Source organism: Variovorax sp. Soil_C_39 (assembly GCF_057656815.1).
The window spans coordinates 1-10,123 of record NZ_JBDGJQ010000021.1 but is presented as its reverse complement, the minus strand read 5'-3'; the positions used below and the strand labels follow the sequence as shown (position 1 = coordinate 10,123).

General features: G+C 66.2%; 11 protein-coding genes. 10 read left to right on the top strand and 1 reads right to left on the bottom strand.

Annotated features, from left to right (window positions below; translation table 11 throughout):
- Window positions 1–5 precede the first annotated feature (5 nt).
- Window positions 6–1,523 (bottom strand): cryptochrome/photolyase family protein, encoded by a 1,518-nt coding sequence (locus tag AC3A6J_RS27320; protein ID WP_487863153.1) that lies wholly within the window; start codon window positions 1,521–1,523, stop codon window positions 6–8.
- On the opposite strand from AC3A6J_RS27320, the gene AC3A6J_RS27315 reads away from it, so the two are divergent.
- The 10 genes from AC3A6J_RS27315 (at window position 1,524) to AC3A6J_RS27270 (ending at window position 9,990) form a co-directional block, all read left to right on the top strand.
- The gene (locus AC3A6J_RS27315) at window positions 1,524–2,123 is read left to right on the top strand and encodes a YqgE/AlgH family protein (RefSeq protein ID WP_487863152.1); all 600 of its coding nucleotides are present in this window, start codon (window positions 1,524–1,526) and stop codon (window positions 2,121–2,123) included.
- Window positions 2,123–2,566 (top strand): Holliday junction resolvase RuvX, encoded by a 444-nt coding sequence (ruvX, locus tag AC3A6J_RS27310; RefSeq protein ID WP_487863170.1) that lies wholly within the window; start codon window positions 2,123–2,125, stop codon window positions 2,564–2,566. The genes AC3A6J_RS27315 and ruvX overlap by 1 nt, the downstream gene beginning before the upstream one ends.
- The gene (pyrR, locus tag AC3A6J_RS27305; protein WP_487863151.1) at window positions 2,563–3,069 is read left to right on the top strand and encodes a bifunctional pyr operon transcriptional regulator/uracil phosphoribosyltransferase PyrR; all 507 of its coding nucleotides are present in this window, start codon (window positions 2,563–2,565) and stop codon (window positions 3,067–3,069) included. The genes ruvX and pyrR overlap by 4 nt, the downstream gene beginning before the upstream one ends.
- A 12-nt stretch (window positions 3,070–3,081) precedes the next feature.
- Window positions 3,082–4,044, top strand: a complete 963-nt coding sequence (locus tag AC3A6J_RS27300; RefSeq protein WP_487863150.1) for an aspartate carbamoyltransferase catalytic subunit — start codon at window positions 3,082–3,084, stop codon at window positions 4,042–4,044.
- Between the two features lie 139 nt (window positions 4,045–4,183).
- Window positions 4,184–5,467 (top strand): dihydroorotase, encoded by a 1,284-nt coding sequence (locus tag AC3A6J_RS27295; protein ID WP_487863149.1) that lies wholly within the window; start codon window positions 4,184–4,186, stop codon window positions 5,465–5,467.
- A 1-nt stretch (window position 5,468) separates the two neighbouring features.
- Complete coding sequence (locus AC3A6J_RS27290) at window positions 5,469–6,215, top strand: lysophospholipid acyltransferase family protein (RefSeq protein WP_487863148.1); 747 nt, start codon at window positions 5,469–5,471, stop codon at window positions 6,213–6,215.
- 169 nt (window positions 6,216–6,384) lie between these two features.
- A complete protein-coding gene (locus tag AC3A6J_RS27285) occupies window positions 6,385–6,585 on the top strand; it encodes a hypothetical protein (RefSeq protein WP_487863147.1) in 201 nt (66 codons plus the stop codon).
- 259 nt (window positions 6,586–6,844) lie between these two features.
- Window positions 6,845–7,369, top strand: coding sequence for a pilin (locus AC3A6J_RS27280; RefSeq protein ID WP_487863146.1), 525 nt, complete (start codon window positions 6,845–6,847; stop codon window positions 7,367–7,369).
- Window positions 7,370–7,424: 55 nt separating this feature from the next.
- Entirely contained in the window at window positions 7,425–8,597 is a 1,173-nt protein-coding gene (locus AC3A6J_RS27275; RefSeq protein WP_487863145.1) for a serine hydrolase domain-containing protein, read from the top strand.
- Window positions 8,584–9,990: a sulfatase-like hydrolase/transferase gene (locus tag AC3A6J_RS27270; protein WP_487863144.1), complete on the top strand. Its 1,407-nt coding sequence runs from the start codon at window positions 8,584–8,586 to the stop codon at window positions 9,988–9,990. Before AC3A6J_RS27275 ends, AC3A6J_RS27270 begins: the two co-directional genes overlap by 14 nt.
- The last annotated feature ends 133 nt before the right edge of the window (window positions 9,991–10,123 follow it).

The following is a 10,123-nucleotide window of genomic DNA, read 5'->3' as shown; positions in this document are numbered from 1 at the left end:
CACGCTCAAGGTCGGCTTCGACGCGCGGGCTTGTTGTCCGCGCCGCGCGCGGCGCCGTAGCGGTGCAGCGTCTGCGCGCGCGCCTCGGCATGGTCGACCACCGGCTTCGGATAGGTCTCGCCGAGCGTGATGCCGGCGGCCTCGAGCTCGACCGGCGACGCGGCCCACGGCGCGTGGATCGCGGCATTCGACAGGCCCGCCAGCTCCGGCAGGTAACGCCGGATGAACTTGCCTTCGGGGTCGAAGCGCTCGCTCTGCGTGACGGGGTTGAAGATCCGGAAGTAGGGCTGCGCGTCGCAACCACTTGAGCTGGCCCACTGCCAGCCGCCGTTGTTGGAGGCGAGCTCGAAGTCGTTGAGGTGCAGCGCAAAGTAGCGCTCGCCGCGCCGCCAGTCCAGCCCCAGGTCCTTGCAGAGAAAGCTGGCCACCACCATGCGCAGCCGGTTGTGCATGTAGCCGCTCTGGTTGATCTGGCGCATGGCCGCATCCACCAGTGGGTAGCCGGTGCGGCCCTGGCACCAGGCGTCGAACAGCTGGTCGGCGTGCTTGCCGTGGTGCCACTGGATCTTGTCGTACTCGGGGCGGAAGCTCTTCGACTCGCCGTTCGCGTGCACGTGCGGGAAGTGCGCCAGGATCTGGAAGTAGAAGTCGCGCCAGATCAGCTCGCTGAGCCAGGTCGATGCGCCCGGGTTGCCGCCCAGCGACAGCTGGTGCGCCACGCCCGCCACCTGGCGGATCGACACCGTGCCGAAGCGCAGGTGCACGCCCAGGTAGCTCGGCCCGCGCACCGCCGGAAAGTTGCGCGCAGCGTCGTACCGGTCGATGCGCTGGAAGAAATCTTCGAACAGCGCCGCCGCCCCCGCGCTGCCGGGCGGAATGCCGAGCTCGGCCAGGTTGGTGGCGGCAAAGCCGATGTCGCCCAGCGCAGGTATCGGCGCGCGGTGCGGCTCGGGCGGTGGCGCGAGCGCTTCGGCATAGGCCCGCACCGGGTAGGGCTTGAGGAAGAAGTCGTCCACCTTCGCGAGCCAGGCTCGCTTGTAGGGCGTGAAGACCGTGTAGGGCTGGCCCACCTTGGTCAGCACCTCGTCGCGGTCGAACACGTTCGTGTCCTTGTAGGTGTGAAAGCTCACGCCCGCATTGGCCAGCGCGCCGAGCACCTGGGCGTCGCGCGCCAGCGCGTCGGGCTCGTCGTCGCGGTTGGCGAAGACCGCCTGCACGTCCATCTCGTGGGCCAGCGCCGGCACCTCGTCGACCGCGGCGGCATGCCGCACGATCAGCCCGCCGCCGAGCGCCTGCAGCTCGGCGTCGAGCGCCACGAGCGATTCGCGGATGAATTCGACCCGCCGGTCGGCCCGCGGCAGCGGGTCGAGGATCGGCCGGTCGAAGACGAAAACGCACAGCAGCTGGCGGCAGCTGCGCAGCGCGTGGTAGAGCGCTGCGTTGTCGTCCACGCGCAGGTCGCGGCGAAACCACATGAGCCCTTTTGGATAGGGCTTGTCGACGGCCAGTAAAATCGGAGGCATATGGCTGCCGATTCTGCCCCGATGAACCTCACGCATCACTTTCTGATCGCGATGCCGGGGATGGAAGATAAAACTTTCAACCGCAGCGTCGTCTACCTTTGCGAGCACAGCGAGCGCGGCGCCCTCGGGCTCGTGATCAACAAGCCCAGCGACATCAACCTCAAGGTGCTGTTCGAGAAGATCGAGCTCCACCTGTCGCGCCCCGAGATCGGCGACGCCCCCGTGTTCCAGGGCGGACCGGTCCAGACCGAGCGCGGCTTCGTGCTGCACGAGCCGGTGTTCTCGCACGCCGAAAAGCCCGACGAATCGGTCTACGCCTCGACCATGACCATTCCCGGCGGGCTCGAGATGACCACCTCGAAGGACGTGCTCGAGGCGCTGGCCACCGGCGCCGGCCCGCGCAAGGTGCTGGTCTCGCTCGGCTATGCGGCCTGGGGCGAGGGGCAGCTCGAGTCGGAACTGGCCGAGAACAGCTGGCTCACCGTGGGCGCCGATCCGGCCGTGATCTTCGACACGCCGATCGAGCAGCGCTACGACAAGGCGCTGCTGCTGCTCGGGCTCGAGGCCTGGAAGCTGTCCCCGGAAGCGGGGCACGCGTGATGGCTGCCGCCATGACGGACGCTCCTTCTTCTACTTCCGCCGTTTCCGTTCCCGCCCACTTCCAGAGCTTCCTGGCCTTCGACTTCGGCGCCAAGCGCACCGGCGTGGCCAGCGGCAATCGGCTGCTCGGCACCGCCACGCCGCAGGCGACCATCAAGGCCGAGGGCGCCGATGCCCGCTTCGCGCAGGTCGAGGCCCGCATCCGCGAATGGCAGCCCGATGCGCTGGTGGTCGGCGTGCCCTGGCACCCCGACGGCGCCCCGCACGAGAACACCCGCCGCGCGCAGAAGTTCGCGCGCCAGCTGCGCGGGCGGTTCAATCTGCAGGTGTTCGAGGTCGACGAGCGCTACAGCACGACCGAGGCGCTGGCCTCGGGCGCGCGCGACGCCGACGCGGCCTCGGCCTGCATCATCCTGGAGCAATTCCTGAGGAGTCTTCCGTGAGTTCCAATCCCGCCATTCCCGACGCAGAAGCGCTCTATACCCAGCTGCTCGCCGGCGTGAAGGCGCTGATGCGCGCCGACACCCGGCTGGTCGGCATCACCTCCGGCGGCGCCTGGCTCGTGGAGCGGCTGCAGAAGGACCTCGGCCTCGCCGGCGCGCCCGGCGTCATCTCGTCGGCCATGCACCGCGACGACTTCGCGCGCCGCGGCCTCTCGGCCAGCGCGCAGACCGCGCTGCCGTTCGACGTGAACGGCGCCGACGTGCTGCTGCTCGACGACGTGCTCTACACCGGCCGCACCATCCGCGCCGTGCTCAACGAGCTGTTCGACTTCGGCCGGCCGGGTTGCGTGCGGCTCGCCGTGCTGGTCGACCGCGGTGGGCGCGAACTGCCGGTGGCGGCCGATTTCGCGGCCGCCCGGCTCACGCTGCCGGCCTCGCAGCTGCTGGCCCTGGCGCGCGCCGACGACGGGGCCTTCAGCCTCAAGGTCGAGGAAAGCAACTAGGCGAACGACCCCATGCTCTACAAGCGAAACCCCCAGCTCAACAAGAACGGCGAGCTCATCCACCTGCTGTCGATCGAGGGCCTGCCCAAGGACATCGTCACGCACATCCTCGACACCGCGGCCAACTTCACGAGCGTGAGCGACCGCGAGGTCAAGAAGGTGCCGCTCTTGCGGGGCAAGAGCGTGTTCAACCTGTTCTTCGAGAACTCCACGCGCACCCGCACCACCTTCGAGATCGCGGCCAAGCGGCTGTCGGCCGACGTCATCAACCTCGACATCGCGCGTTCGTCGGCCACCAAGGGCGAATCGCTGCTCGACACCATCGCCAACCTGAGCGCCATGGCGGCCGACCTGTTCGTGGTGCGCCACAGCGAGTCGGGCGCGCCGTACCTGATCGCGCAGCATGTCGCGCCGCACGTGCACGTGGTGAACGCCGGCGACGGCCGCCATGCGCACCCCACGCAGGGGCTGCTCGACATGTACACGATCCGCCACTACAAGAAGGATTTCTCGAACCTCACGGTCGCGATCGTCGGCGACGTGCTGCATTCGCGCGTGGCGCGCTCCGACATCCACGCGCTCACCACGCTGGGCTGCGCCGAGGTGCGCGTGGTCGGCCCCAAGACCCTGGTGCCCACCGACATGGCCGGCATGGGCGTGCGCGTGTGCCACACGCTCGAAGAAGGCATCCGCGGCTGCGACGTCATCATCATGCTGCGGCTGCAGAACGAGCGCATGAGCGGCGCGCTGCTGCCGTCGTCGCAGGAGTTCTTCAAGACCTTCGGCCTCACGCCCGAGAAGCTGCAGCTCGCCAAGCCCGATGCGATCGTCATGCACCCGGGGCCGATCAACCGCGGCGTCGAGATCGACTCGGCCGTGGTCGACGGCAGCCAGAGCGTGATCCTGCCGCAGGTCACTTTCGGCATCGCGGTGCGCATGGCGGTCATGAGCATCGTCGCAGGTAACGAAGCATAAAAATGTTGCTCGCCCCCAGTCTTCGCGCACTTCGTGTCGCTTCGCCAACCCCCTACCGGGGGCAACACCAGTGGCCCGGCGAAGCCGGTTCCACGGTGTTCCTCGAGAAGGCCATGACAGCCACCGGAAGTAGAGACGCATGAACATCCACATCACCAATGGGCGTGTCGTCGATCCCGCCTCGGGCACCGACAAGCAGGCCGACATCGCCGTCGCCGATGGCCGCATCGCCGGCATCGGCAGCATGCCCGCCGGCTTCAAGGCCGAGCGCACCATCGATGCCGCGGGCTGCATCGTCGCCCCCGGCCTCGTCGACCTCGCCGCGCGGCTGCGCGAGCCCGGCTACGAGCACGAGGGCATGCTCGAGAGCGAAATGGCCGCGGCCGTCGCGGGCGGCGTGACCAGCCTAGTGTGCCCGCCCGACACCGACCCCGTGCTCGACGAGCCCGGCCTCGTCGAGATGCTCAAGTTCCGCGCCGAGAAGCTGCAGGGCGCGCGCCTGTTCCCGCTTGGCGCGCTCACGCGCGGCCTTGCCGGCGGCGTGCTGACCGAAATGGCCGAGCTCACCGAGGCCGGCTGCATCGGCTTCAGCCAGGCCGACGTGCCGCTGGCCGACACCCAGGTGCTGCAGCGCGCGCTGCTCTACGCCAGCACCTTCGGCTACACCGTCTGGCTGCGCCCGCAGGACCGCGACCTCGGCAAGGGCGTGGCCGCCAGCGGCCCGCTCGCCACGCGGCTCGGCCTCTCGGGCGTGCCCGTGTCGGCCGAGACGATCGCCATCTTCACCATCGTCGAGCTCATGAAGAGCACCGGCGCGCGCGTGCACCTGTGCCGCATCTCCAGCGCCGCCGGCGTCGCGCTGGTGCGCGAGGCCAAGGCGCGCGGGCTGCCGCTCACCTGCGACGTCAGCATCAATTCGCTGCACCTCGCCGACACCGACATCGGCTTCTTCGACAGCCGCGCGCGCCTCAACCCGCCGCTGCGCCAGCAGGGCGACCGCGATGCGCTCTCGGCCGGCCTGGCCGACGGCACCATCGACGCACTGGTGTCCGACCACACGCCCGTCGAGGCCGACGCCAAGACGCTGCCCTTTGCCGAAGCCGAACCCGGCGCGACCGGCCTCGAGCTGCTGCTGCCGCTCGCGCTGCAATGGGCCGAGCGCAGCGGCACCGGCCTGGCGCGCGCCATCGAGGCGATCACCGCCGCGCCCGCACGGCTGCTCGCCGCGGCCGATGCAGCCAGCGGCATCGGGCGGCTGTCGGTCGGCGGCGTGGCCGACCTCTGCGTCGTCGATCCGGCGCTCGAATGGCAGGTGCAGCCCGAGGCGCTCCGCAGCCAGGGCAAGCACACGCCGTTCGCCGGCTACCCGATGCAGGGGCGCGTGCGCCACACGCTGGTCGCGGGCCGCGTCGTCCACGGCTGAAATGCTGCATTCGCTGAAGGCCTGCCGGCGCCTGCTGCATGCGGTGGTGCATGTGCTCGGCGGCTGGTGGACGATCCGCTTCACCTTTCCGCGCCTCACGCCGGCCGAGCGCAACGCGCGCGTGCAGGCGTGGTCGCTGCGCCTGCTCCAGATCATGGGCGTCACGCTCGAGGTGCAGGGCACGCCGCCTGCGCACGGGCCGGTGCTGGTGATCTGCAATCACCTCTCGTGGCTCGACATTTCCAGCATCCATGCCGCCTGCCACCTGCGCTTCGTCTCCAAGGCCGGCGTCCGGCACTGGCCGGTGATCGGCACGCTCGCCTCGGGCGCCGGTTCGCTTTACATCGAGCGCGAGCGCCAGCGCGACGCGCTGCGCGTGGTGCACCACATGACCGAGGCGCTGCGCAATGGCGACATGATCGGCGTGTTCCCCGAAGGCACCACCAGCGACGGACGCGGGCTGCTGCCGTTTCACGCCAACCTGCTGCAGGCCGCCATATCGTCCGGCGCGCCCATCGTTCCCGCCGCGCTGCGCTTTGCCGATGCGGCCACCCGCGAAACCAGCCAGGCACCGCGCTACATCGGCGACGACAACCTGCTGACTTCGCTCTGGAACACCCTGCGCGCGCCGCCCTTGCTGGCCATCGTGCGCTTCGGCGAGCCGCAGGACTCTCACGGCCGCGCCCGCCGCGAGTGGGCTCAGTCGCTGCACGCGGATGTGCAGCAGCTGCGGCGCGAGACGCACTGAGGCGCGGGCTTTCCAGCCTCCATCTCATTAAAAAAAAGCGCTCCCGGGGGAGCGCTTAACGACGCACGAATGCGCCGTGAGGAGGAAATGGACCGTCCGGCAGTCGCCCCCGAACGGTGATCGAAGAGTGGGCGCTCCCCGGCCGGGCGCTTGCGGGAGAAGTCAGTTCGTGGACGTGGGCGAGTGCCTACATCCGTGCCACGGCTATGGCGGCGATGAAGATTGCCAAACCTGCGAAGGCTGGATGCGCCGCATCATCGAGGCTCTCGAATCAAAGGAGCCGGACATGACGTTGAAAAGGTTGCGCAAGGTGCTGGGCGGTGCCATCTCGCTCGCGGGCGCGGTGGTGCTCGTGACGCAGCACCTGTAGCGAGCGGACCGCGCCGCGGCTTCGAAGCCTGCGGGGCGCTCTAAATGTCACCTGAGTTGACAATTTTGTAAGTTGAATGCGGCATTTGTCGCTTTCGCTAACAAGTATTGTCGCCTTTGTGCGACGACCGAGCCGTTGATGAACACTTTCGAAGGACATCCGGCGGCGTTTACAGGTTGGCATGCGACCTGCGATGGAGAGTGGGCCCCGGGGGTGTTCCTCCGGAGATTTTTTCCAACCCTCTCCAAGGATTTGTTCTATGAACCACCGCACGCTCGCGCGCCGCGCACAAGCCGGCTTTACGCTGATCGAACTGATGATCGTTGTGGCGATCATCGGTATCCTGGCCGCTATCGCTATTCCGCAGTACCAGACGTATGTTGCGAAGTCGCAGGTTTCGCGCGTGATGTCGGAAACTGGCTCGCTCCGCACAGCCATCGAAGCCTGCGTTCTGGACGGCAAGATCACTCCTCTTGCCCTGGGCACCGCTCCTACCCTCCCCGCTCACTGCGACGTCGGCGCTACCCGAAGCAATCTGCTCGGTGGAACTGTGGCGGTCTATGACGGTTTGAACGTGACCATCGGAGAAACCGCGTCGGCCGCCTCTACGATTGTGGCGACGTTCGGCGGAAGCGCGGCCGTGTCCCTCAATGACCAGACGTTGACCTGGACGCGCGATGGAGCCACGGGTACTTGGACCTGCGCCACCACCGTTGACCAAAAGTACCGCCCTACTGGCTGTGCTGGCGGCACCGGCACTGGCACCGGCACCGGCACGACCTGATAGCGCACCCCTAAGCTAAGCCGTCTGGAGCGCCCCGCGGGGCGCTCTTTTTATCGTGTCTGGCAAGTTCCGCATTAGCCTCTACGTCATCCTGGTTTGCGTTATTTTTCTTCCCTGGTTCGCGTGGGAGACAGACCGCAACATGGTGCGTAAATCGGTCTACCCGCTGACAGGTCACCTGGCCGCCTGGTCGACACGTTGCGATGAAGGGACCCCGCCCTGGCTCAAGAAGGCGGCCGGTGCGTTGGCCATCCGCTACGCTTCACCGACCAATCAGTTGGTCTTCGTCAGCGCCTCGGGCCAGCAGTCGGGGTGCATCAATGGCTGGCTGGACATTCCCTTACTGAGCCCGCGCACAACCCCGGAAACACGCTTCCGATTTGCAAGCCTCTCGAAGGTTGTCGCATTCATCGGGCTGGCGCAGCCCGACCTTGTGGCGGACACCCGTTGGCTGGACGATGGCCTGGCTCGGATCCTGAAGGTGCCTCCCCCTTACCAAGACGCCAGGATTGAGCAGATCCGGATCCGCCACCTGCTCAATCACTCGGCCGGTTTTGACCGCATGCGGGCGACGGACCCGATGGTCGTCAACAAGAAGACGCCTTGGTGCCCCGGGAAAGTGGGCGAGTTGGCGCATACGCCTTTGCAGTTCTCGCCCGGCACGCGCTATGCCTATGCCAATTTGGGCTACTGCTTGGCAGCCGTGGCCTATGAACAGCGCTTTGGCCGCAGCTTGTGGAATACGCTGGAACAGGACATGCATCTCTCCCGCTATGGCGTGGACTATCTATACCGAGCTGACTCACCGGTCGTGTACAACTTCATGAATGAACCTGTGCGCGGACCAAACTTCATCGAGGACTTCGACTGGCACGCCCTGAAGGCGTCTATGGGGATGACGGGCCACGCGGCAGGTCTGGCCCGCTTCATTGGCGCACACAGGAAACCCTTGGCACTGGCGCGTGGCATGCACGACAGCGACGTCGCCTGTAACGAGCGGGCGCCGGAGAGTTGCTATGACGGATTTCTGGAGCGGCGCCGGCTGGGCGATACCCCGGTCTGGCTGCAGCGTGGCTATCTCTATGGAATGGCGTCTCTGTTCCTGATGGACCAGCAAGGCAACTTCATCGTTTGGCTGGGCGCCGGCAGCGTGAGTCCGCTCACGTTGGCAAACGATTTTTTGGGGCAGTCGCTCATCGAAGGAATCGCGAGCAATGCAAATCCGTAGCGACTTTCGCACCGCCGTGATTGCACTGGGTGCGCTTGTGCTGCCGATGCTGCCTGGATTGGCAGCGAGCCGGGCATTGCAGGTATATCGCCCCTGGTTCTGGGCAGAGTTTCTGGTGCTTGCACTCGTCACTCGCGGCCGACCGGTCGCGTTTGCATGCGGATTGGCGCTCCTTTGGATGGCGGACTTTCTGTTCTCGTTCGCGCAGGTCAACTTGTCATCGAACTATGGCGAGGTGATGGACCTTCTCAGTTTCATTCCGTATGCGAATGTGGGCTGGATCCTCGGCGGTGTGGCCGGACTCGCCGCGTTGATCGCCTGGGGCTATGTCTGCGTCCGGGTTCACCGAGCGGGTTCGGCAGGCCGGCCGATGCTCTTGTGGTCGTTGCTGCTGTTGGGCGTCGCGCTCGCAGTGCCGCCCCTCAACGGCTTCGAGCACGAGGAGGGAAAGTTATATGGAATTCGCCATGCCAAGTTGGCTGGTTCCTGGGGTCTGGACAGCCAATACATGCAGAGCTCATTGGGGTTCTACGAAGAGGGCTATGCGCCCGACGTGGGAACGTTCCGGTCCATCGGCCCCGGTCAGTCGGCGATCAGTCGCCTGCCAGATCAAGCAAAGGCACCCGACAAACTGCTTCTGGTCGTCGTCGAGTCGTGGGGGCTAGCGCGCGATCCGGCAGAGAACCAGTTCTGGCGAGATCTCTGGCACTCGCCCGCGTTGCGGGAGGTGGATGCGGGCGCATTTGCGTCTCGAATCCCGACGATCAGTGCAGAGTTTCGCGAGCTCTGCGGGTTCATCCCGCAGAGCCTGAGGATCGACGCTGTGCCGCGAAGTGTCGAATGCCTTCCCAATCGGCTGCACGCGCAGGGCTGGCAGACGCAAGCATTTCATGGCGCGTCGTCGAAGATGTACAAGCGCGCCGAGTGGTACCCGCTGATCGGCTTCCAACGCTCCTACTTCTTGCCTGAACTCCTCGCCGGTGGCGGCAAGCTATGCGCAAATGTCCCGGGTACTTGCGACTACAGCATTGCCGATCGCGTTGTGCAGACCTTGCATCAAGAGGGGAAGCAACTCACGTATTGGATGACGCTCAATGCCCATACCCCGTACAAAACGTCGGACCTGAGTGCTCCCGGCGTCATGGGCCAAGTGTGTCCGCGATTGAAGCTGAAGGATGCGCGCTGCGTTCACGCCGCGTTGCTGTACGACTTCATGCAGTCGCTCAGAGCGGCCTTGTTGAGCAACCCAGTTCCAGGCCTTCGGGTCGTCCTTGTGGGCGACCACGCACCCAAGTTCTTCGATGCTGCCTCTCGCGACGCAATCGACGAAGAGTCGGTGCCGTATTTGATCCTCGATGTCGTCGACCAGGTCTTGGCAGAGGCCGGTCACTGAGGGAACAACGGACATGAGCGACCGATACGACGCGCGCAGTGTGCAAATGGGCTTCACTGTTGATTTCCATCCAGAAGTGACCCACTAATCCCGGCGATTTCCATCCAAATCTGACCCACGTAAGAACCCTAAC

Bases quoted from the DNA above. Each gene is read 5' to 3' on its own strand.
- AC3A6J_RS27320 (WP_487863153.1), bottom strand. From the start codon at position 1,523: ATGCCTCCGATTTTACTGGCCGTCGACAAGCCCTATCCAAAAGGGCTC.
- AC3A6J_RS27290 (WP_487863148.1), top strand. From the start codon at position 5,469: ATGCTGCATTCGCTGAAGGCCTGCCGGCGCCTGCTGCATGCGGTGGTG.
- ruvX (WP_487863170.1), top strand. From the start codon at position 2,123: ATGGCTGCCGCCATGACGGACGCTCCTTCTTCTACTTCCGCCGTTTCC.
- AC3A6J_RS27315 (WP_487863152.1), top strand. From the start codon at position 1,524: ATGGCTGCCGATTCTGCCCCGATGAACCTCACGCATCACTTTCTGATC.
- AC3A6J_RS27295 (WP_487863149.1), top strand. From the start codon at position 4,184: ATGAACATCCACATCACCAATGGGCGTGTCGTCGATCCCGCCTCGGGC.
- AC3A6J_RS27280 (WP_487863146.1), top strand. From the start codon at position 6,845: ATGAACCACCGCACGCTCGCGCGCCGCGCACAAGCCGGCTTTACGCTG.
- AC3A6J_RS27270 (WP_487863144.1), top strand. From the start codon at position 8,584: ATGCAAATCCGTAGCGACTTTCGCACCGCCGTGATTGCACTGGGTGCG.
- AC3A6J_RS27300 (WP_487863150.1), top strand. From the start codon at position 3,082: ATGCTCTACAAGCGAAACCCCCAGCTCAACAAGAACGGCGAGCTCATC.